This is a genomic window from Pseudomonas sp. WS 5027 (genome assembly GCF_012985695.1).
Taxonomy (GTDB): Bacteria; Pseudomonadota; Gammaproteobacteria; order Pseudomonadales; family Pseudomonadaceae; genus Aquipseudomonas; species Aquipseudomonas hygromyciniae.
In genome coordinates this window covers 31,818-54,076 of sequence record NZ_JAAQWU010000003.1, presented here as the reverse complement: position 1 = coordinate 54,076, position 22,259 = coordinate 31,818, and the positions used below count along the sequence as shown (strand labels likewise).

The 22,259-nt window shown below is 60.2% G+C and carries 20 protein-coding genes; 14 read left to right on the top strand and 6 right to left on the bottom strand.

Annotated elements, in window-relative coordinates:
• Window positions 1-8 precede the first annotated feature (8 nt).
• The 5 genes from HBO09_RS05255 (at window position 9) to HBO09_RS05235 (ending at window position 5,787) form a co-directional block, all read left to right on the top strand.
• A complete protein-coding gene (locus HBO09_RS05255) occupies window positions 9-1,262 on the top strand; it encodes a glycosyltransferase family 4 protein (RefSeq protein ID WP_169996688.1) in 1,254 nt (417 codons plus the stop codon).
• Window positions 1,262-2,224 (top strand): SDR family oxidoreductase, encoded by a 963-nt coding sequence (locus HBO09_RS05250; RefSeq protein WP_169996690.1) that lies wholly within the window; start codon window positions 1,262-1,264, stop codon window positions 2,222-2,224. Before HBO09_RS05255 ends, HBO09_RS05250 begins: the two co-directional genes overlap by 1 nt.
• A complete protein-coding gene (locus HBO09_RS05245) occupies window positions 2,221-3,261 on the top strand; it encodes a glycosyltransferase family 4 protein (protein WP_169996693.1) in 1,041 nt (346 codons plus the stop codon). The genes HBO09_RS05250 and HBO09_RS05245 overlap by 4 nt, the downstream gene beginning before the upstream one ends.
• Window positions 3,262-3,348: 87 nt before the next feature.
• Complete coding sequence (locus HBO09_RS05240; protein ID WP_170060855.1) at window positions 3,349-5,343, top strand: nucleoside-diphosphate sugar epimerase/dehydratase; 1,995 nt, start codon at window positions 3,349-3,351, stop codon at window positions 5,341-5,343.
• A 108-nt stretch (window positions 5,344-5,451) separates the two neighbouring features.
• Entirely contained in the window at window positions 5,452-5,787 is a 336-nt protein-coding gene (locus HBO09_RS05235; RefSeq protein ID WP_169996695.1) for a helix-hairpin-helix domain-containing protein, read from the top strand.
• Between the two features lie 17 nt (window positions 5,788-5,804).
• On the opposite strand, the gene HBO09_RS05230 is transcribed toward HBO09_RS05235, so the two are convergent.
• From HBO09_RS05230 to eat, 3 genes are all read right to left on the bottom strand, one after another.
• Window positions 5,805-6,395 (bottom strand): TetR/AcrR family transcriptional regulator, encoded by a 591-nt coding sequence (locus tag HBO09_RS05230; protein WP_169996697.1) that lies wholly within the window; start codon window positions 6,393-6,395, stop codon window positions 5,805-5,807.
• A gap of 134 nt (window positions 6,396-6,529) precedes the next feature.
• On the bottom strand, window positions 6,530-6,697 hold the full coding sequence (locus HBO09_RS05225; protein ID WP_003172675.1) for a DUF2897 family protein: 168 nt from the start codon (window positions 6,695-6,697) through the stop codon (window positions 6,530-6,532).
• Between the two features lie 111 nt (window positions 6,698-6,808).
• Window positions 6,809-8,173 carry an ethanolamine permease gene (gene eat, locus HBO09_RS05220; protein WP_169996699.1) on the bottom strand — a complete coding sequence of 455 codons (1,365 nt, stop codon included), beginning with the start codon at window positions 8,171-8,173 and terminating at the stop codon, window positions 6,809-6,811.
• Window positions 8,174-8,586: 413 nt separating this feature from the next.
• Between eat and kdpF the strand changes: the two genes are divergently transcribed.
• The 6 genes from kdpF (at window position 8,587) to HBO09_RS05190 (ending at window position 16,584) form a co-directional block, all read left to right on the top strand.
• Window positions 8,587-8,676 (top strand): K(+)-transporting ATPase subunit F, encoded by a 90-nt coding sequence (kdpF, locus tag HBO09_RS05215; protein ID WP_032863112.1) that lies wholly within the window; start codon window positions 8,587-8,589, stop codon window positions 8,674-8,676.
• A gap of 8 nt (window positions 8,677-8,684) precedes the next feature.
• On the top strand, window positions 8,685-10,379 hold the full coding sequence (gene kdpA / locus HBO09_RS05210; protein ID WP_169996701.1) for a potassium-transporting ATPase subunit KdpA: 1,695 nt from the start codon (window positions 8,685-8,687) through the stop codon (window positions 10,377-10,379).
• 5 nt (window positions 10,380-10,384) lie between these two features.
• Window positions 10,385-12,448: a potassium-transporting ATPase subunit KdpB gene (gene kdpB / locus HBO09_RS05205; RefSeq protein ID WP_169996703.1), complete on the top strand. Its 2,064-nt coding sequence runs from the start codon at window positions 10,385-10,387 to the stop codon at window positions 12,446-12,448.
• A gap of 57 nt (window positions 12,449-12,505) precedes the next feature.
• On the top strand, window positions 12,506-13,051 hold the full coding sequence (kdpC, locus tag HBO09_RS05200; RefSeq protein ID WP_169996705.1) for a potassium-transporting ATPase subunit KdpC: 546 nt from the start codon (window positions 12,506-12,508) through the stop codon (window positions 13,049-13,051).
• A 136-nt stretch (window positions 13,052-13,187) separates the two neighbouring features.
• Window positions 13,188-15,839: a sensor histidine kinase KdpD gene (locus tag HBO09_RS05195; protein ID WP_169996707.1), complete on the top strand. Its 2,652-nt coding sequence runs from the start codon at window positions 13,188-13,190 to the stop codon at window positions 15,837-15,839.
• Between the two features lie 49 nt (window positions 15,840-15,888).
• Entirely contained in the window at window positions 15,889-16,584 is a 696-nt protein-coding gene (locus HBO09_RS05190) for a response regulator (protein ID WP_169996709.1), read from the top strand.
• Between the two features lie 324 nt (window positions 16,585-16,908).
• Here the strand turns inward: HBO09_RS05190 and HBO09_RS05185 are convergent, their stop codons facing one another.
• Window positions 16,909-17,946, bottom strand: coding sequence for a patatin-like phospholipase family protein (locus HBO09_RS05185; protein WP_169996711.1), 1,038 nt, complete (start codon window positions 17,944-17,946; stop codon window positions 16,909-16,911).
• A 216-nt stretch (window positions 17,947-18,162) separates the two neighbouring features.
• Between HBO09_RS05185 and HBO09_RS05180 the strand changes: the two genes are divergently transcribed.
• The 3 genes from HBO09_RS05180 (at window position 18,163) to HBO09_RS05170 (ending at window position 20,197) form a co-directional block, all read left to right on the top strand.
• On the top strand, window positions 18,163-18,441 hold the full coding sequence (locus tag HBO09_RS05180) for a hypothetical protein (RefSeq protein WP_029300795.1): 279 nt from the start codon (window positions 18,163-18,165) through the stop codon (window positions 18,439-18,441).
• A 95-nt stretch (window positions 18,442-18,536) separates the two neighbouring features.
• Window positions 18,537-19,298, top strand: coding sequence for a CHAD domain-containing protein (locus HBO09_RS05175; protein ID WP_169996713.1), 762 nt, complete (start codon window positions 18,537-18,539; stop codon window positions 19,296-19,298).
• 101 nt (window positions 19,299-19,399) lie between these two features.
• On the top strand, window positions 19,400-20,197 hold the full coding sequence (locus HBO09_RS05170) for an acyl-CoA thioesterase domain-containing protein (RefSeq protein ID WP_169996715.1): 798 nt from the start codon (window positions 19,400-19,402) through the stop codon (window positions 20,195-20,197).
• A gap of 7 nt (window positions 20,198-20,204) precedes the next feature.
• Here HBO09_RS05170 and HBO09_RS05165 read toward each other — a convergent pair whose 3' ends face one another.
• Together HBO09_RS05165 and HBO09_RS05160 are read right to left on the bottom strand one after the other, a co-directional pair.
• Window positions 20,205-20,567, bottom strand: a complete 363-nt coding sequence (locus HBO09_RS05165; RefSeq protein WP_169996717.1) for an Mpo1-like protein — start codon at window positions 20,565-20,567, stop codon at window positions 20,205-20,207.
• 143 nt (window positions 20,568-20,710) lie between these two features.
• Complete coding sequence (locus tag HBO09_RS05160) at window positions 20,711-22,192, bottom strand: methyl-accepting chemotaxis protein (protein ID WP_169996719.1); 1,482 nt, start codon at window positions 22,190-22,192, stop codon at window positions 20,711-20,713.
• Between the last annotated feature and the right edge of the window lie 67 nt (window positions 22,193-22,259).

Sequence of the window (22,259 nt, the reverse complement as noted above, 5' to 3'; positions counted from 1 at the left end):
TTATTTTAATGCCTGATAATAAGCTGAATATTCTGGTGGTGACGCAATATTTTTGGCCGGAAAATATGCGCATCAATGATCTTGTTCGAGACTTTTCCGAGAAGGGGCACAATGTCACGGTATTGACCGGACTGCCCAACTACCCTGAAGGCAAGGTCTACGAAAGTTATCGTGCGCAGCCAGGTAGTTTTATGGAATATTCAGGTGCCAAGGTTGTCAGGGTACCGCTGATCCCTCGTGGTAAACGGAGTATTGGTCTGATACTGAACTATCTCTCTTTTTTTACCTCGGCCTCAATAGTAGGACCATGGAAGTTACGTGGTGAGAGGTTTGATGCGATTTTTGTTTATGCGGTTTCTCCCATCATGGCGGCGATACCCTCCTTGGTGATTGGCCGTTTGAAGAAAGCTCCGGTTTTCATTTGGGTCTTGGATTTATGGCCAGAAACCCTTCGGGCAGTCGGCGTGTTACGGCGACCACTGTTACTGGCGATGGTAGGGCGAATGGTTTCCTGGATTTACAATCGTGCGGACTATCTCTTGCTACAATCCCACGGCTTTTTTGAAAACGTGAAGCGCTACTGTACTCAGGAAATTGCCCCCGAGCGTTTGGTTTACTTTCCCAGTTGGGCTGAAGATGACTTTTCCAGCGCTACGCCTCCTGCTTCGTCCTTGCTGGAGCGTGACGAAACAGTCTTTACTGTTTTATTTGCGGGTAATCTGGGTGATGCACAGGATTTCCCCGCGGTTATAGATGCCGCTCAGGCGCTAGTAGGTAAAGTACCCGTACGCTGGGTCATTGTCGGTGATGGGCGTATGAGCGAATGGCTCGCCGACCAGGTTAAGTCCCGCCAGCTGGATAATGTTCTGCTGTTGGGACGTCATCCTCTGGAGGAAATGCCCGCCTTGTTTGCTTGTGCCGATGCGTTGCTGGTCTCGCTGAAGACAAATGACGTATTCGAAAAGACTATTCCCGGCAAGGTCCAGGCCTATTTGGCTTCTGGTAAACCCATCCTTGGCATGATCAATGGCGAGGCCGCGCGCGTCATCGATGAGTCCGGGGCAGGTTTGTCGTGTCCATCAGGTGATGCCGTAGCACTCGCGCGTATCACGCTTGAGTTGGCGACTACCGACGCGGATCAGCGTATGCGCATGGGCAAATCTGGCCGTGAGTACTACCTGGGTAACTATTCAAAGCCCACTTTGTTGGCTCGCCTGGAACAGCTGTTTCATGATGCAACCTTACGTAAAGGACGCCAGTAATGTCGCAATCTATTTTTTTGACCGGTGCCACCGGCTTTGTCGGTGGCGCCGTGTTGCGCCGCTTGGCAGCCGATGGTTTCTCCGTGACAGCAGCTGTTCGCAATGGATCCCAAGGGGTTAAAGAGGACGTGGATACCGTTCGATTCGATTCTTTTGAAGGGGCTTCCTGGAGCGAACATCTTACCGGGGTCGATGCAGTAGTTCATTGCGCTGCCCGCGTACATGTGATGAACGATACTGTGACTGATCCACTGGCGGCTTTTCGCAAGGTTAATGTTGAGGGCACCTTGAATCTCGCTCGGCAAGCGGCTGAAGCGGGAGTCCGACGTTTTGTCTTTATCAGCTCCATCAAGGTCAATGGCGAGGGCACCGAGCCAGGTAAGCCCTATACTGCAGATGACCGCCCTGAACCACGCGACCCCTATGGTGTTTCCAAGATGGAAGCGGAGCAGGGATTGCGGGATTTGGCGGGTCGTACCGCAATGGAAGTCGTGATTATTCGGCCGGTATTAGTTTATGGCCCAGGTGTGAAAGCCAACTTTCTGAACATGATGCGCTGGCTGGACAAGGCTGTCCCTTTGCCATTTGGCGCAATTCATAACGGCCGGAGTCTGGTGGCCTTGGATAATCTGGTCGACTTGATCGTAACGTCCATAGTCCATAGCGGGGCGGCCAATCAGACATTTTTGGTTAGCGATGGAGAGGATCTTTCAACCACCCAGTTGTTGCGCAGGATGGCCCTGGCGCTGGATAAATCGGCGCGGTTGTTACCGGTCCCCAGTTGGATACTCAGCACAACTGCAAACCTGCTCGGTAAAAAGTCATTGTCTCAGCGACTTTGCGGTTCTTTGCAGGTTGATATCAGCAAAACACGATCCTTATTACAATGGACGCCCCCGGTTTCCGTGGATAACGCATTAAAAGTAGCCGCGGCGCATTATATGGAACATAAAAAACAATGATTTATTGGTGGTTGATTCCTGTCGTTGCTGTTTTGTCGTTTGCGTTGACTGCGGCGCTGCGACGTTATGCGCTTGTTCGCAGCATTATTGATATTCCAAACGCCCGCAGCTCTCATTCCGTGCCAACCCCGCGTGGTGGAGGCGTAGCTATTGTGGCTGCTTTCACTTTGGCTTTACCGTTTTTGGGCTGGACACACGCAGTGTCGTCTGATGTCTTGATAGCCGCGGGTGGTTCGGGCGCGTTGATCGCGATTATAGGTTTCATGGATGACCACGGTCATATTGCCGCTCGTTGGCGCTTGCTGGGTCACTTTGCCGCTGCGGCCTGGGCGCTGTTCTGGTTGGGCGGGCTACCAGCAATAACGCTCTTTGGCATGAGCGTGGACCTGGGGTGGGCGGGTGGTGTTCTCGCCGCTTTTTATCTTGTATGGATGCTCAATTTGTACAACTTCATGGATGGTATTGACGGCATTGCCAGCGTTGAGGCTATCTGTGTGTGCCTGGGTATTTGCCTTCTCTACTGGTTGAATGGTCTTGAAGACTTGGTTTTACTTCCGCTCTTGCTGGCGATGGCTGTCGCTGGGTTTCTGTTCTGGAACTTCCCGCCTGCTCGAATTTTCATGGGGGATGCAGGCAGCGGTTTTTTGGGGATGATCTTAGGTGTTCTTTCTATCCAGGCGGCGTGGGCTTCCTCACAGTTGTTATGGGCGTGGCTGATTCTGTTGGGTGTATTCATCGTGGACGCCACCTTCACACTGATCCGCCGGTTGGTGCGCGGAGACAAAGTTTATGAGGCCCATCGTAGTCACGCTTATCAATTTGCCTCCAGGCGTTGTGGCAAGCATTTGCCGGTGACACTGGCGGTTGCAGCTCTTAACCTGTTTTGGTTACTACCGATTGCGATGTGCGTGGTCTTGCTAGGGCTGGACGGCGCATTGGGCGTGGTTATCGCCTACATACCCCTTATTGCGCTGGCGCTCAAGTTTCATGCTGGTGAGTTGGAAAGCAGCGCTTCTGCGACTACCAGTAACAGGTGACGATTTATAGGTCAGAATATGTCGATAAACGTAGAATGGGTACGCAGTAATAATCTATAGGAGCGGTCTGAGGTGGGCGAAGGGGTTATGGAAACATTACGGGCGTTCCTGGTGGGGTTGCCGCGCCGCAAAAAACGACTGATTCAGGTGGCTACTGATGTGTTGGTCGTTTGGGCGGCGCTATGGCTTGCGTTCATCGTACGGCTTGGGATTGATGAGATGGTCAATCCGTTTCTGGAGCATCTCTGGCTGTTTATCGCCGCGCCTGTGGTCGCTATCCCTTTGTTTGTCCGCTTTGGCATGTATCGCGCAGTGATGCGATATTTTGGTAACGATGCACTAATCGCAATCATCAAGGCAGTCAGCTTGTCCTCCTTGATTTTGGGCGTTGTCGTTTACTGGTACAGTAACCACCAGAATGTCGTCCCACGCTCCATTATTTTCAACTACTGGTGGCTCAGCCTGATCATGGTGGGTGGGCTACGTTTAGCCATGCGCCAATACTTTCTGGGAGACTGGTTCTCCGCATCGCAGCACATGCCGTTTACCAGTCGTGAAGACGGTCTGCCGCGTGTTGCCATCTATGGTGCGGGAGCAGCAGGCAACCAATTGGTGGCGGCCTTGCGCATGGGCCGCGCGATGCGCCCAGTTGCCTTTATCGACGACGATGCCAGTATTACCGAGCGGGTCATCTCCGGACTACAAGTATACAAACCTAAACATATCCAACGTATGATCGACGCCACCGGCGCTCAAGAGATCCTGCTCGCGATTCCCTCATCCAATCGTGGCCGGCGTCGTGAAATTCTTGGGTTCCTCGAAGGCTTCCCCCTCCATGTACGAAGTGTTCCTGGCTTTATGGATCTGGCCAGCGGTCGAGTCAAGGTCGATGACATTCAGGAAGTCGACATCGCCGACCTCTTGGGCCGTGATACCGTACCTGCTCAGGGCGAACTCCTGGAGCACTGCGTTAAGGGTCAGAATGTCCTGGTGACGGGGGCTGGTGGCTCCATCGGTTCTGAGTTATGCCGGCAGATTCTGTCTCTGCGCCCCACGACACTGCTGTTGTTCGAGCACAGCGAGTTCAACCTTTACAGCATCCTCTCGGAGCTTGAGCAACGGATCGTTCGCGAATCGCTACCAGTCAAGTTACTACCTATTCTGGGCTCGGTGCGTAATCAGTCCAAGTTGCTGGATGTGATGAGAACCTGGCATGTAGATACCGTCTACCACGCTGCTGCCTACAAGCATGTCCCGATGGTCGAGCACAATATTGCCGAAGGCGTGTTAAACAATGTGATCGGCACCCTGAACACGGCTCAAGCTGCACTGCAGTCGGGCGTTGCCAACTTTGTCCTGATTTCCACGGACAAAGCTGTGCGTCCCACCAATGTCATGGGCAGCACCAAGCGTCTGGCCGAGCTGACGTTGCAAGCCCTGAGTCGTGAACTGGCGCCGGTATTGTTCGGTGATAATGCCAATATTTCCCGTGTCAACAAAACCCGTTTCACCATGGTGCGTTTCGGTAATGTGTTGGGTTCCTCTGGCTCGGTGATTCCGCTGTTTCACAAGCAAATCAAGTCCGGCGGGCCTCTGACCGTGACCCACCCGAAAATCACGCGCTACTTCATGACCATCCCCGAGGCCGCGCAGTTGGTCATTCAGGCCGGTTCCATGGGGCAGGGCGGTGATGTGTTTGTGCTGGACATGGGCGAACCGGTGAAGATCGTTGAACTGGCCGAGAAAATGATCCACTTGTCCGGCCTTAGCGTACGCTCCGACAAAAATCCCCACGGCGACATTGCCATCGAGTTTTCCGGCTTGCGCCCTGGCGAGAAGCTCTACGAAGAGTTGCTCATCGGTGACAATGTTGTCGCGACCCAGCACCCGATGATCATGAGTGCCAACGAAGATCACCTGCCATGGGATGTACTCAAGGACAAGCTGACTCAATTGCTCGCGGCAGTGGAAGCGGACGACTACAACCGCGTCCGCCAGCTCTTGCGCGATACCGTCAGCGGTTATGCCCCAGACGGTGAGATCGTTGATTGGATCTACCAGCAACGTCGTCTGGAACCTTGAGTTAACACCCTGTAACTCACCCATTTTTGACTATCCCCCCACATCACCTAAGTTTGAAAAGCAGCTTCGGAAAGCTGCTTTTCCCACTGATGTCATGGAGCGTCTCTAATGCGTAAATCCGTTTTTTCCTCCCTGCTTTTTGCCGTTCTCACCAGCCTGTCCGTCACGGCCATGGCCGCCCCGTCGGCCAAGCCCGAAGCGCCAGTGCCGGTAGCGGCTCAGGTAGACAAAAGCGAAAAGTCGGCCCCAAAAGTCAACCTCAACGCAGCAGACGCTGAAACCCTGCGCCGCGATCTGTTCGGTATTGGCGCCGCCAAGGCCAAGGCGATCATCGCTTATCGCGAGTCCAATGGATCGTTCACTGCGGTGGATGAGTTGTTGGAGGTGAAGGGGATTGGCAAGTCGCTGCTGGAGAAGAATCGCGACAGGCTGGAGGTTAAGTAATCAAGGCAGGAGGCCGGTCATTGACCGGCCTTTTTTATATCTGCAGTGGCTGTATTGACCCCGGTTTTCAGGCTTTCCCGCACGACGTCGAGAATGCGTGTCGCCAGTTGTGGGTTTTCGACACTACGCGCCAGCACCAATGCGCCTACCAGTGTCGACATGATCACCAGACTTTGTTCGTCGGCACTGGGGCTGCCCAATGCGGTTTCGATTTGTTTGAGTCGGGCGTCGAGGACTGTATCGGTGGTGGGGCTTTGTTGGCCGCGTTGCCCCAGTTCCGAGGACATGGTGGGCAACGGGCAGCCTTGGTCGGGGGAAGTGTGGTGCCACTCGGACAAGTAACTGTCGATGAATGCTTCCAGCGGCCGCTCTTGGCTGAAGAGCGCTGCACAATGGGCATCCAGCTCGGCGGAGGCCGCTTGCAGGGCTTTTTCCACCAGTTCGTCTTTGGATTTGAAGTGGGCGTAGAACCCGCCATGAGTCAGGTTCAGGGCTTTCATCAGGGGCTGCAGCCCGGTGGCGCCGATGCCGTCGCGACGAAACCGCACCGACGCCTCTTTAATGATGCGCTGGTGGGTTTGAGCTTTGTGATTTTGCGAGTAGCGCATAAGAGGGCCCTCTGAAACATCAGGCCATATTAACCAAGGTTTGGCGGCGTTTCTCGGTGCGATTACAAATTTGCACTAATCTGAATCGGTTCGCCTGGCGTGCTGCCGGTATCGGTCAGCACGGGGCGTTTGTTTCAGCGATCCTGCGCATCCTTGGCGTCGGCCTGAGCATTGCGCTCGGCGACGCGTTTGCGTTGTTCGTCGGTCAGTTCCACTTTGTTGGCGCTGTCACGCAGCATCATCAAGCCACCAACGATCGAACCGATGGCGACCACCATGATCAACCAGGCATACCAGGGCATAGGGCTCTCCTTGAGGCTGACTGCCATGGGGAAGATTCCCCACGGCACTATCAGCTTTGAGTGACGGCTTTCGTCAGTCGTTCCATTGTAGGCCCGTTCTGCCTCGCTGGTTTAGAGCCCGGTCAACATTGCATCGGCCGGTGCGTCGGCGCGGTCTTGGGCGGTCAGTTGGAAGTAGATGAAGCCTGCGGCCATGAATCCAAGGAAGATCAGGCCGATCAGGGTGTTGAACCATGCCATGGCGACCAGGCAGACCAACGCCAGGATCAGGGCGATCGCCGGCACGATGGGGTAGCCCGGTGCGCGGAAAGTGCGTTCCAGCAGCGGTTCGCTCCTACGCAGCTTGAACAGGCTGAGCATGCTCATGATGTACATGACGATGGCGCCGAACACGGCCATGGTGATCATCGCCGCGGTAAGGGTCATGCCGCCGAGGTTGATCAGGCCGTCGCTGTAGATCGCGGCGATGCCCACCACGCCGCCGGCAAGGATTGCCCGGTGGGGTGTCTGGAAACGTGACAGCTTGGCGAGTGAGGAGGGCAGGTAGCCGGCGCGGGCCAGGGCGAAGAACTGGCGCGAGTAGCCGAGGATGATGCCGTGGAAGCTGGCCACCAGGCCAAACAGGCCAATCCACACCAGCATATGCAGCCAGCCGGAGCTTTCGCCCACCACGGTCTTCATCGCTTGGGGCAATGGGTCGTTGATGTTCGACAAGGTGCGCCAATCGCCCACGCCGCCAGCAAAGAACATCACGCCCATGGCCAAAAACACCAGGGTCAGGATGCCGCTGATGTAAGCCTTGGGGATCGTGCGCTTGGGGTCCTTGGCTTCTTCGGCGGCCATGGCGGCGCCTTCGATGGCGAGGAAGAACCAGATGGCGAAGGGGATTGCGGCAAAGATTCCGGCAATCGCCGGCGCGCCAAAGGTATCGGAGCCTGCCCAGCCGTTGAGGGCGAAGTTGCTGAAGCTGAACGCCGGCGCGACCACGCCCATGAATACCAGCAACTCGGCCACGGCCAACACGCACACCACCAGCTCGAAGGTCGCGGCCAGTTTCACCCCGAGAATATTCAAACCCATGAACACGAAGTAGGCCCCGACCGCCGCGTGTTTAGGGTCGAGTGCCGGGAACTGCACATTCAGGTAGGCACCAATGGCCAGGGCAATCGCCGGCGGCGCGAAGACGAATTCGATCAAGGTGGCCAACCCGGCGATCAACCCACCTTTCTCGCCGAAGGCCCGACGGCTGTAGGCAAACGGCCCGCCTGCGTGGGGAATCGCGGTGGTCAGTTCGGTGAAGCTGAAGATGAAACAGGTGTACATGGCGGCGACCATCAATGACGTCACTAGGAAGCCCAGCGTCCCGGCCACGCCCCAACCATAGCTCCAGCCAAAGTACTCGCCGGAGATCACCAGCCCGACGGCGATGCCCCACAGGTGCAAGGTGCCCAAGGTGGGCTTGAGTTGTGTGTTCATTGCGCTGCTTCCTGAACGGTTTGGAATGTTTCAGGACGTTGCAGCGGCCATGCCAGCTTGGAAAAGGGTGTCGTAAAGGGCTGGAACTGTCGTGCGGGAGATAGTCTGTTGCTTGAGACCGTTATTTCGTGCACCAGGGTAGGGCGGCGGTGGCTATGCTGACGCTTTCGCGAGCAAGTCGAATCGTCGCACCGCCGCTCCCACATTCGACCGCATTCACACAGGATAAACGAGGTCAAACGTGGAAGCGGACTTGCTCGCGATGAGGCCCTATCAGGCGCCATAGCGTTCCCGCGACCCCACTCTTTACGCCATCTTTACGCCCCCTCCACCCCCTCGCCCTCGCTCCTTTACACCCCTCCTGCGGACAATGCCTCCATACGCGGCAGTCGCCGTATGACGGAGAAACTTCCATGAGTGTTCTGGATGGGGTGTCACTGCTATTGGCCGTGGCGCTGTTCATTTATCTGCTGGTTGCGCTGTTGCGCGCGGATCGGGGCTAGGAGCGGCTATGCAAAGTTATGATTATTGGCTGATCATCGCCTTCTTCGTCTTGGTGCTGGTTCCGGCGCCATTTCTGGGGCGCTTCTACTACAAGGTGATGGAAGGGCAGCGCACCTGGCTAACGCCGGTGCTCGGGCCGGTGGAGCGCGTGTGTTATCGCGTGGCCGGGGTCGATGCGCAACAAGAGCAGAGTTGGCAGAAATACACCCTGGCGCTGCTGGCGTTCAACCTGGCTGGCTTTTTGTTGCTGTTCGCGATCCTGTTGTTCCAGGACTACTTGCCGCTCAATCCGCAGCAATTACCCGGTCAGGAGTGGACGCAGGCGTTCAACACCGCAGTCAGTTTCATGACCAACACCAACTGGCAGTCCTACAGCGGTGAGGCGACTCTCAGCTACCTGAGCCAGATGGCTGGCCTGACCGTGCAGAACTTTGTCAGTGCGGCCACGGGCCTTGCCGTCCTTGTCGCCCTTTGCCGTGGGATTGGTCGCAAATCCGCCAGCACCCTGGGTAATTTCTGGGTGGACATGACCCGCGCCACCCTCTATGGCCTGCTGCCATTATGCCTGGTGCTGGCGTTGTTCCTGGTCTGGCAGGGCGTGCCGCAAACCTTCGCCCACTACGTTGATGCGCTGACCCTACAGGGTGTCGACCAAGTGATCCCGCTCGGCCCGGCCGCCAGCCAGATTGCGATCAAACAACTGGGGACCAACGGCGGCGGCTTCTTTGGCGTCAACTCGGCGCACCCATTCGAAGACCCGACCGCCTGGGCCAATCTGTTTGAAGTGGCGGCGATCATCATGATCCCGGTGGCGCTGGTGTTTACCTTTGGCCACTACGTCAAGGACCTGCGTCAGAGCCGGGCGATTCTCGGCTGCATGCTCGCGCTGTTCCTGATTGGCGGTTCGGTGTCGCTGTGGTCCGAGTACCAACCCAACCCGACCCTGAACAATCCGGCCGTGGAGCAGACTGCGCCGCTGGAAGGTAAGGAAGCGCGCTTCGGCACCACCGGCACGGTGCTGTGGTCGGTGACCACCACGGCGGCGTCCAACGGTTCGGTCAACGGCATGCAGGACAGCCTCAACCCCCTGAGCGGGATGGTGGCGCTGGTCAATATGATGGTCGGCGAAGTGATCTTCGGCGGTGTCGGCGCCGGCATGTACGGGATGCTGCTCAACGTGCTGATTGCAGTGTTCCTTGCCGGCTTGATGATTGGCCGTACCCCGGAATACCTCGGCAAGAAACTCCAGGCCCGGGAAGTGCAGCTGCTGGTGGTGACCCTGTTGGTGATGCCCGTGGGCGTACTGGTACTTGGCGCGATTGCCGCCAGCGTGCCGGCCACCGCCGCAACCATCAGCAACCCCGGCCCCCACGGCTTCAGCCAATTGCTTTATGCCTACACCTCGGCCAGTGCCAACAACGGTTCGGCCTTTGGTGGCCTGGGTGCCAATACCCCGTTTCACAACTTGATGCTGGGCTTGGGCATGTTGCTCGGCCGCTTTGGCTACATCCTCCCAGTGTTGGCCCTGGCCGGCAGCCTGGCGATGAAGAAAAGCGCACCGATTGGCCAGAACAGCTTCCCGACCCACGGCCCGTTGTTTGTGACGTTGCTGACCGTGACCATTTTGCTGGTGGGTGGCCTGACCTTCCTGCCGACGCTGGCACTGGGCCCTATCGCTGAACACCTGAGCATGGGCTTCTAAGGGGTATGAACATGAATATGCCTGTAAACAATGCCGCTCCGGCCAAGACCCAGGAGTCGGCCAAGACCGCGATCTCGGCCCTGTGGCGCCCCGCACTGGTCCAGGCGTTCGTCAAACTGGACCCGCGCCAGTTGAAGCGTTCGCCGGTGATGCTGGTGGTCGAGCTGACCGCAATCCTCACCACCGTGCTGTGCCTGGTGCCGGACAGCAGCGTGCCGACCTTTGTCGCGGTGCAGATTGCCCTGTGGCTGTGGTTCACCGTGCTGTTCGCCAACTTCGCCGAAGCCCTGGCCGAGGGCCGTGGCAAGGCCCGCGCCGATAGCCTCAAGGCCGGCAGTGAGGGCTTGAGTGCGCGGCGCCAGGAGGCCGATGGCAGCTTCAAGGTGGTGCCTGCCACCAGCCTGCGCAAAGGCGATGTGGTGCGGGTAGCGGCCGGGGAAATGATCCCCGGTGACGGCGAAGTCATCGAAGGTATCGCGGCGGTCAACGAAGCGGCGATCACCGGTGAGTCCGCGCCGGTCATCCGCGAATCCGGCGGCGATCGCTCGGCGGTCACCGGCAATACCCGGTTGGTCTCGGACTGGCTGGTGATTCGCATCACCGCCAACCCCGGCGAGTCGACCCTGGACCGCATGATCGCTCTGGTCGAAGGCGCCAAGCGCCAGAAAACCCCCAACGAAGTGGCGTTGGACATCCTACTGATCGGCTTGACCCTGATCTTCCTGCTGGTGGTCGTGACCTTGCAGCCGTTCGCCCATTTCGCCAATGGCAGCCTGCCCTTGGTGTTCCTGGTGGCGCTGCTGGTCACGCTGATTCCCACCACCATCGGTGGCCTGCTATCGGCCATCGGCATCGCCGGCATGGATCGCCTGGTGCGCCTCAATGTGATCGCCAAGTCCGGGCGCGCCGTGGAAGCGGCGGGGGACGTGCACGTGCTGTTGCTGGACAAGACCGGCACCATCACCTTCGGTAACCGCCGCTGCGCTGGCATCTATGCCGCGCCCGGCGTCAACGGCAAGGAGTTGGCCGAAGGCGCGCTGCTGGCCTCGCTGGCAGACGATACGGCGGAAGGCAAATCCATCGTCGAATACCTGCGTGCCCTGCATCCGTACACCGAGCCCTCGGTACAAGAGCTGACGGGCGTGCCGTTCAGTGCCGAAACGCGCTTGTCCGGTGTGGACTATCAAGGCCGCGTCTACCGTAAAGGCGCTGTTGATTCGCTGCTGGCGTTTATCGGTCTGCAACGCCAGGACCTGTTGCCGGCGCTGTCCCGGGAAATCGACAAGATCGCCCAGAGTGGCGGCACCCCGTTGCTGGTATGTGCCGATGGCAAATTGCTGGGGGCGATCCACCTCAAGGACGTGGTCAAGCCCGGTATTCGCGAACGCTTTGCCGAGCTGCGCAAGCTGGGGATCCGCACGGTGATGGTGACCGGCGACAACCCCTTGACCGCCGCCGCCATTGCCGCCGAAGCCGGTGTGGATGATGTGCTGGCAGAGGCCACGCCAGAGAAGAAACTGGCGCGCATCCGCCATGAGCAGAACGACGGGCGCCTGGTGGCCATGTGTGGCGACGGTGCCAACGACGCCCCGGCCCTGGCCCAGGCGGACGTGGGCATGGCGATGAATGACGGGACCCAGGCGGCCCGCGAGGCGGCGAACATGGTCGACCTCGACAGCGATCCGACCAAGCTGCTGGACGTGGTGCAGATCGGCAAGGAATTGCTGGTGACCCGGGGCGCGCTGACGACCTTTTCCATCGCCAACGACGTGGCCAAGTACTTCGCGATCCTGCCGGCACTGTTCGCCTCGATCTACCCGCAACTGGGCGTACTCAACGTGATGCACCTGAGCAGTCCGCAGAGCGCGATTCTGTCGGCCATTGTGTTCAACGCGCTGATCATCGTGGTGCTCATTCCTTTGGCGCTGCGCGGTGTGCGGGTGCAGGCGGCGAGTGCGGCGGCGTTGCTGCGGCGCAACCTGCTGATCTATGGCGTGGGCGGGCTTCTGGTGCCGTTCGCCGGGATCAAGGCGATCGACATGCTGCTGACTGCGCTGCATCTGGTCTGACCCAACCCTTGCAGGAGCCGGCTCCTGCAAGGTCACGATTGAATTGAGGAAGCTGAAATGTCCAACATGATCCGTCCGGCCATAAGCCTGTTGGTATTGATGACCCTGATCACTGGCGTGGCCTATCCGCTGGTAGTGACCGGCGTCGCCCAGGTGGCCTTTCCCGATCAGGCCAATGGCAGCCTGGTACGCGATGCTGAAGGCAAGGTGCGGGGTTCAAGCCTGATTGCCCAGGAATTTACCGGCGAGCGCTGGTTCCACTCGCGGCCGTCGGCAGGTGCGTTCGCCACCGTCTCCAGCAGTGCCAGCAACCTGGGCCCAAGCAACCCGGCGCTGGCGACGCGGGTGTTTGACGACGCTGGCAAAATCCAGGTGCCAGGCCAAGGGCCCGTGCCTCTGGCGCTGTTGACGACCTCCGGCAGTGGTCTTGATCCGCACTTGCCACCGCAGGCAATTGCCTATCAACTGGCGCGGGTAGCGGCGGCACGCCAGCTACCGGTGGCGACCCTGGAGCGTTTGATGGACGAGCATATCGAGCAGCCGCTGGTGGGGCCGCCGGTGGTGAATGTACTGGCGCTGAACATGGCGCTGGAAAAGCTGTAACTCCCTGTAGGAGCGAGCTTGCTCGCGAAAAACCTGAGGGCGCCGCGCTTATCCAGGATGAGCGCGGTGTACTTGAGTGCTTCGCGAGCAAGCTCGCTCCTACAGTGGCTCTATTGACCTTGAGAGACCTGTTCCCATGAGTGACTCCGGCCGCGCCGATGCCCTCCTAGCCGACCTACCCAAGCACGGCCGTGGCCGGCTCAAAGTATTTCTTGGTGCCGCGCCGGGCGTGGGCAAGACCTACGCCATGCTCCAGGCGGCCCACACCCAACTGCGCCAGGGCGTCAAAGTGGTGGCTGGGGTGGTCGAGACCCATGGTCGCGCCGAGACCGAGGCCTTGCTCAGTGGCCTGCCCCAGCAACCGCTGCTGCGCTCTGAATACCGTGGGGTAATGCTCGAAGAGATGGACCTCGACGGCTTGCTCGCCAGCAAACCCAGGCTGGTGCTGGTAGACGAACTGGCCCACAGCAACGCCCCGGGCAGCCGCCATGAAAAGCGCTGGCAGGACATCCAGGAACTGCTCTCCGCCGGCATCAACGTGTTCACGACGGTCAACGTCCAGCACCTGGAAAGCCTCAACGATCAGGTGCGCGGCATCACCGGTGTGCAAGTGCGCGAAACCCTGCCGGACTGGGTGTTGCAGGAAGCCGATGAGCTGCTGCTGATCGACCTGCCATCCCGCGAGTTGCTGGAGCGCCTGCGCGACGGCAAGGTCTACGTGCCGGAACAGGCGCGCGCCGCCATCGATGCATTCTTTACCCAGACCAACCTCATGGCCCTGCGCGAGTTGGCAATGCAGACCGCCGCCGCCCACGTCGATGACGATCTGGCCCAGGGCTACCGGCAACTGGGCCAGGCCGCGCCGACGGTGCGCGGTCGTCTGTTGGTGGGGGTGGATGGCGATGCCGAGGCCGAGCGCCTGGTGCGCCACGCCAGCCGTGTGGCCCAGCGTCGGCATTTGCCTTGGAGCCTGGTGCATGTGGACAACGGTCGGGTACGTGACGAGCAGTCGCGGCTGCGCCTGCAAAACGCCCAGCAACTGGCTGAGCGCCTGGGCGGCGAAGTGGTGTTGCTGCGTGCCGGCGAAGTGGCCAAGACCCTGATCCAGCACGCGGCCGAACGCCGTGCCAGCCTGGTGTTGGTGGGGCAGTCGCGCCCGCGCTGGCGGCGTCGACTGTTCGGCGGCGGCTTGGCGGCGCGCTTGTTGCGCAATGCCCGAGGCCTGGAAATCAACGTGCTCGACAGCGATGAAACGCCGGTGCCGCCTCGCTTGCCCGAGGTGCGGGGCCTGGTGTGGTTCGACTACGCCCTGGCGCTGCTGGCAACCGTGCTGGCCAGTGCATTGGCGTGGGGTGTGTCGAGTATCCTGCCGCTGCCCAACATCTCCCTGGTGTTCCTTGCGGCGGTGCTGCTGGTGGCGGTTCGCAGCAGCCTGGGCCCGGCACTGGCCTGTGCGGCGCTGTCGTTCATGACCTATGACTTTTTGTTTATTCCGCCGAATTTTTCCTTCGCCATCCAGCGTGAAGAAGATGTGCTGACGCTGTTGTTTTTCCTGCTGATGGCGGCGCTGACCGGCAACCTGGCTGCTCGCCAGCGCCGGCAACTGCAGGCTCTGCGTGACACCCAGGAAGAAACCAGCGAGCTGCTCGACCTGTCGCGCAAACTCACCGCCGCCACCGACCGCCAGGCGGTGATTAGCGCTGCGGCCCATCATCTGCAGGGCTGGAGCGATTTGCAGCTGTGCCTGGTCAATCGCGACGGGCCCAGTGAGTGGAAGGTCGAGACCGGTGGGCCGATCACCTTCACCGAGGCCGAACGTGCCGCCGCCGACTGGGCCTGGCAACACGACCAGCCGGCGGGCATGGGCACCGGAACCTTGCCGTTTGGGCGTTGGTGGTGGTGGCCGTTGTCCGCTGAAAATGGTCCATTGGGTTTGCTCGGCGTCAGCCCCAAGCCTGGCCTGGAACTCAGCGGTCAACGTCGGCGCCTGCTCACGGCCTTGAGCCAGCCGTTGGCCCAGGCGCTGGCCCGTGCCCAGTTGGCGCAGAACCTGGAGGCAGCCCGTTTGCATGGCGAAACCGAGCAACTGCGCAGTGCCTTGCTCGCTTCGGTCTCCCATGACCTGCGCACGCCGCTGACCTCCATGCGCGGCAGCATCGACAGCCTGCTGGCCCTGGGCGAAGCGATTCCCCTGGAAGATCGCCGTGAGCTGCTCGAAGGCACCCGCGACGAAGCCGAGCGCCTGGACCGCTATATCCAAAACCTGCTGGACATGACCCGCCTGGGCCATGGTGCGCTGAAGCTGGCGCGGGACTGGGTATCGCCCGCCGATATCGTCGGCAGCTCCCTCGGCCGTTTGCGTGCGGTATTGGCGCCGTTGCAGGTCAGTACCGATGTGCCGCCCGAGTTGCCGCTGCTTTATGTGCATGCCGCCTTGATCGAGCAGGCCCTGGTCAATGTGCTGGAAAACGCCGCGCGTTTTTCACCGCCCCATGGTCGTCTGCAACTGCGTGCCGGTGTGGCGCAGCAGGCGTTGTTTTTCTCGGTCAGTGACGAAGGCCCGGGGATTCCCGAAGAGGAGCGGGCGAAGATTTTCGATATGTTCTACACCGCCGCCCGCGGCGACCGTGGCGGGCAGGGCACCGGGCTAGGTTTGGCAATCTGCCAGGGCATGGTTGGTGCCCACGGCGGGCATATCAGCGTGGCCGAGGGCATCGACGGGCGGGGTACTTGCATCACGTTGTTCCTGCCATTGCAGACCCAGCCGAGCCTGGACAGTGAAGCGTGATATCAGGTGCGCTACTCTTAATTTTTTTCAGCGATTGTGACGGAACACCATGAGCCAGACTGCGACGATTTTGGTCATTGATGACGAGCCGCAGATCCGCAAGTTCTTGCGCATCAGCCTGGCCTCCCAGGGCTACAAGGTAATTGAGGCCGGGACCGGCGCCGAAGGGCTGGCCCAGGCGGCCTTGAGCAAGCCGGACCTGCTGGTGCTGGACCTGGGCTTGCCGGACATGGACGGCCAACAAGTACTGCGCGAGTTGCGCGAATGGTCGGCGGCCCCGGTGCTGGTGTTGTCGGTTCGTGCCAGTGAAGGGCAGAAGGTCCAAGCGCTGGACGGTGGCGCCAACGACTACGTGACTAAGCCATTTGGCATCCAGGAGTTCCTGGCCCGGGTCCGTGCGTTGTTACGCCAGGCGCCTGCTGGAGAAGCCCAACAGGCGGCGCTGCAGTTTGGCCCGCTGACGGTGGACCTGGCCTATCGGCGGGTGTTGCTGGACGGTGTCGACGTGGCCCTGACCCGCAAGGAATACGCGGTGCTGGCGCAACTGGCGCGCTATCCCGGCCGGGTGATTACCCAGCAGCAGTTGCTCAAGGATATCTGGGGCCCGACCCATACCGAAGACAGCCACTACCTGCGTATTGTGGTGGGGCACTTGCGCCAGAAACTGGCGGATGACCCGACCCAGCCGCGCTTTATCGTGACCGAGGCGGGGGTGGGGTATCGGTTGTTGGGGGCTGAGGTCTGAGGGCTGAGGGCTGAGGGATTGTGGCGAGCGGGCTTGTCGGAACGCCGCATCGCCCGCGCTGGGCTGCGAAGCAGCCCCAATAAGCCGAATGCGTTGTACCAGATACACCGCAGCGGCTGGTTTTGGGGCTGCTTCGCAGCCCAGCGCGGGGCAAGCCCGCTCGCCACAACTGCGCTATCTGCCTGGATTTAGGTGTTGCGGCAAAGTTGTGTAGATACCGATGCTCATCGCGGGCAAGCCCGCTCCCACCTTTTGAATGCATTCACAAATCTAAATGTGGGAGCGGGCTTGCCCGCGATAGGGCCCCAAGCCCCAGCAAAGATCTCAACCCTGCTCACTCTCATACCGATCCAACGTATCACTGGCAATCTCGCGCCCCAGGGCGATCAATTCCGGCGCCTTGTAGAACTCGAAAAACCGGCACACGCGCTTGGGCACGTTGATCAGCACATCCGGCGGGTAGCCCGCGATCTTGTACTGGGCCAATGACGTCTGCATCACCTCGAAACTCTGGTTGATCAAATCCAGCAGCGACGCCGGCCCCACGTTGTCGATGATGAACGAACCGGTAGCGGATTTCGGCGCACCGGCGGACTCTGGGGCGGCGGCCGGTTGCTGGGCTTCGGGCTCGGCGCCTTCGAGCCAGGGGTTGATATCGGCGGCTTGCGCCTGCAGCGCTTCCTGTTCCAGCAACAGCAGTTGCTCGGCCTGCTTGCGCCGAAACGGCAGGTGCGAGCCCAGCGAACGCACCAGGTTGTCGAAGCGGCTTTTGAATGCTGGTGGGCGCTGGATCACCGGCAGTTTGTAATGCTTCTGGTTGGTGGAGTTCAGGTTGACCGCAATGATCAAGTCGCAATGGCTCGACACCACCGGGACAATTGGCAGCGGGTTGAGCAGGCCGCCGTCCACCAGCATGCGGTTGCCCTGCATCACCGGGGTAAACAGGCTGGGAATCGCCGCCGAGGCGCGCATGGCCTGGTGCAGGCAGCCTTCCTGGAACCAGATTTCCTGTTGGTTGGTCAGGTCGGTGGCGACCGCGGTGTAAGGAATGCGCAGGTCTTCGATATTGATCTCGCCGACGATCTTGCGGATCTGCCCGAAGACCTTTTCGCCGCGTATCGCGCCTAGGCGAAAACTCACATCCACCAGGCGCAGAACGTCCAGATAATCCAGGCTTTCGATCCAGTTCCGGTAGTCCTGCAGCTTGCCTGCCGCATAGATCCCACCCACCACCGCGCCCATGGAACAGCCAGCGATACAGGCGATTTCATAGCCGCGTTTTTCGATCTCTTCGATCACCCCGATATGGGCGTAACCCCTCGCTCCACCGGAGCCAAGGACCAATGCAACGCGTTTTTTCATAATCGGATCCTTCGCAAAACAGCTGTCCACAATGCACCCAAGCAGGGGGTGGCTTCAATCCTTGCTGACCAGAGCGATAAATTTCGTAAGTCGAGCTATTTGCTCGGGTATGCTTTGGCTATCGGCGCTGGGCATTTCAGGCTGTGTGATAAGGCACTTTTCGATGTAGGCAACGTCTACATCCCACGACTGTTTTCTTTTCTTGAGGTGTCATTGATGAAAGCCTGGATGTGTTTGCCTGTGATTGTGTTGGCCCTGGCCGGTTGTGCCGGCAAAACGGCCTATCGCGATAGCTGTGGCAGCCAGTTGGATGCCGCGTGGCACGAGCTGGATTTGGCCAAGGCTGAAGGTTTCGCCGGGACGGTCAGCTATTCCAAGGCCCTGTCGTTGTTGACCGGTGCCAAGACCCAGCAACAATTCGAAGCGTTCGAAGGGTGCGCCAGTAAAGCGGAAAAAGCCCGTTTCTATATCCGTGAGTCGCGCGCCGGGCGTTGATCCGAGTCAGCGCAACATGCCGGGGGAGTGGTTAAGGTGGTTCCAGGCACCTGTTTTGCGCAGGTGCATGGACGTTGTTTAACAGGGGAAGCAGCATGTCGGCGTTGGTGGATCAGTTAGTCGCCCAGGTCATAGGCCTGGAAGTCGGATTGTTGAGTTGTCAGGCGCGCTTGGCGGCGGTTACCGATGACGAAGCGCTGCACGACCTGCGCACCACGGTGCGGCGTCTGCGCAGCCTGTTGCGCCCCTTGCGCGGACTGCCTGGCGTCGAGCAACTGGAAGCAGCCGCCAGCGCAGTCGGTCAATTGACCACGCCGCTGCGCGACCGTGAGGTGCTGGCGGCCTATCTGCAGCAGCACGGCTATCATGACGCAGCGGCCCGTCGTCTGCGCCAGCAGCCGCAGACCTACAAAGACGTGGCGCAAAGCCCGGAACTGGCGCAACTACTGCGCATCATGGAAGCCTTCCCCCGATTTATCCGCGCGTCCCAGCAGCAAAAACTGCTCAAGGGCCTGCGCATCCGTATCGAAAAGCGCCTGGCCAAGCAATGGCAGGCGCTCGAGGTGGCATTGCACGATCCCGATCACGACCGTCATCGCCTGCGCTTGTTGATCAAGCGCGTGCGCTACGCGGCCGAAGCTTATCCGCAATTGGGCAAGGTGCCGGCCAAGGCCGTGTCCCGTCTCAAGTCTGCCCAGGGTGCGCTGGGGGATTGGCACGACTGCTGGCAATGGCTGGCGCAAGCCGAGCACCAGGCAGATCTGCAGCCCTGTGTCGCGGTTTGGCAGCGCACCATGGCTCAGGCCGAAGGCAAGGCGGATCGGGTACTCGACAAGTTGGCGGCGGATTGTTTCTGAGCCTGCGGCTTATCTGTCTGGGTATTTGGCCGGAATAAGTGCTGTGCCGGGCGGGTGCGCTGGTTAAGATCGCTCATCGATTTTCTTGATATGAGGTCGCCATGCGCTTTAGTGATTTGCTCGACGCCGCCCGTAATAACCCGTTGGACGTGTCTATCCCGGCGCAATGGGCCCAGGGCCGCGCCACGTTTGGCGGCCTGGTTGCCGCCTTGCAATACGAAGCGTTGCGCGCCCAGGTACCAGCAGACCGCCCGTTGCGCTCGTTGGCCGTGACATTTGTGGGGCCGGTGGCGCCCGACGTATCTGCCAGCTATCAAGTGCAAGTGCTACGCGAAGGCAAGGCGGTCAGCCAGTTGCTGGGGCGGGTGGTGCAGGGCGGTGAAGTGATGACCCTGACCCAGGCCAGCTTTGGCGCATCACGGCCTTCGGAAATCGACGTGCCGGCCTTGCCCGCGCCAACCTTCAAGCATTGGGACGAATGCCAGGAGCTGCCCTATATCAAAGGGGTGACGCCTGAGTTCATGCGCCATCTGGCGATGCGCTGGAGCGTCGGCGGCTTGCCGTTCACCGGTAACAAATCCCGGGAGATGGGCGGTTGGGTGCGTTTGCGGGGGGATGTGAAGGAGGAGCCTTTGACTGAAGCGCATATCCTCGCGCTGGTGGATGCCTGGCCTCCGGCCTTGCTCCCGCATCTCAAGAGACCGGCGGCGGGCAGCACCTTGACCTGGACCATCGAATTCCTCCAGCCCCTGGCGCAGTTGACGACCCTGGATTGGTGCCAGTACCACGTCGAGATCGAGCATGCCCGCGATGGCTACGGCCATGCCGCTGCGATGTTGTGGGGGCCTGACGGTCAGTTGATCGCCATCAGCCGTCAGACCGTGGTGGTCTTCGCCTGAGCCAGCTTCAGTGGCGGTGGCGCTGACGCCAGGCTTGCCACCAGCCACCGCTGAGCACAAAGCGCGGAAAGGTCACGAACTGCTCGACCACCAGGCGCTGCACCGCATCCTTACGATCACTGAACGGCTCGCTGGCCTGGGCTTCCAGGCTATGGCCATGGCGCTGCAGGGCAAGGCCGGCGAGTACGCCGACTACACCGATGGCAAAACTGGCCAGGCTCAGGCTGAACACGCCGGACACAATCAGCAGAAACCCGACGATGAACAGCGGCACGGCAATCAGGTGCAATACCAGATTGGTCGGGTGCTGATGGTTCTGCGGGTAGACGCGCCATTGCCAGGCCGGGAGATTGGGGTGACGTTTGCCCATGTTGAAAATCCTCTGTCCGTTGAAACACGATGAACAGAGTTTAGGTTGGGCAGGCAGGGGCGGCGAATTGGGGTTGGCTATGGGGGTTATAGCGTTTTGATGGGATCCGTCAGCGGCGTGCGCTGACGGATCGGCAGCCAACTTCACAACTTCAGTTGGCCGATGGCCTTGCTCAACTCTCCGGCCAGGGTTGCCAGTTCGTTGCTGGTGGTCGCTGAGTCCACGGTCTGTTGCACGGTGTTTTCCGTGACATCGCGGATGCTCACCACCGCGCGGTTCATCTCTTCGGCTACATGGCTCTGCTGTTCGGCGGCGACCGCAATCTGTGTGTTGCTCTCGCGCATCTGCGCCACGGCGCTGGTGATTTCAGCGAGTGAGGCGCCGGCTTCCTGGGCCTGTTGCACGCAGTCATCGGCCTTGAACGAGCTTTCCTGCATAAAGTCCACCGCATCCCGGGTGCCGGCCTGCAGGGCCGAGACCATGCGCGTGATCTCATCGGTGGAGCTTTGCACGCGCTTGGCCAGGTTGCGCACTTCATCGGCCACCACGGCAAAGCCGCGGCCCATCTCCCCGGCGCGGGCGGCTTCGATGGCAGCGTTGAGGGCCAGCAGGTTGGTCTGTTCGGCGATGCTATGGATCACCCCGACCACGCCATTGATCTTCTGACTGTCCTCGGCCAGCTTCTGGATCATCTCGGCGGTTTGTTGTACGCCGGTGGACAACCCGGCAATCGAACGCTGGACCCGGGTCACTACTTCCTGGCCGCTGCCGGCCAGGGTGTCGGCGGTCTGGGACAGGTCCCGCGTGGCGCCGGCGTGCTGGGCAATGTGGTACACGGTGGCGGTCATTTCATTGATCGCGGTGGCTGCCTGGTCAGTCTCGCTTTGCTGGCCGAGCATGCCGTGCTGGACCTCATTCATGCTGCTGGCCAGGCGTGCGGCGCCGTCGTCGAGCAGTTTGGCGGTGCGCGCCACGGTGCTCACCACGCGCTGGTAGCCGGCCTGCATGGCGTTGAAGGCACTGGCCATCTGCCCGACCTCATCCTTGCACGCCAGGGGCACGCGGGCCGAGAGGTCGCCGGTTTTCTCGACGTGCAGCATCACGTCTTTCAAGGTGTTGAGTTGGGCGAGCAAAAAGCGGATCAGCAGTTGCGAGGCGCAAAGCATCGCCAGCATCAGGATCAGCACCGCCACTGCATAGTTGGTGAAGCGTTCGGTAAACACCTGGCTCAGGCTCGGCGCATAAGCCAGCACGGCGATTTGCTGGCCGTCGGCGCGGGAGATGACTTCGGCGCCCAGCAACGGGTTTTCGCCGAACAGCGGCATAGGGTTTAACTCGACCCAGCCTTGGGCCTCGCTGAGGGCGGACAGGTCCTGGTCTGCCAGTTCGGGAGCCAGGCCCCGCTGGAACACCAGCCAGTGCTCGTCCTTGGGCAGCGGTTGCCCGGCCGGCCACGCGCCGAGCAAGCGGCCCTGGGCTTGTGCCGAGGCTTGGGAGGCATGGCTGCGAGCCTGTTGCTCAAGGTGCACGGCATACAGCACCAGCAGCAGTGTGGTGATGAAAGCGACCGCATTCACGGCCCAGAATTTGTACTTCAGCGAGATATTGCTAAGCCAGGCACCCATGGAAGGTTTTCTCTGATAGCGGAAACAGTATTGGCAAGGTGCCATTATTGTGCCGCTATCCGGAAAA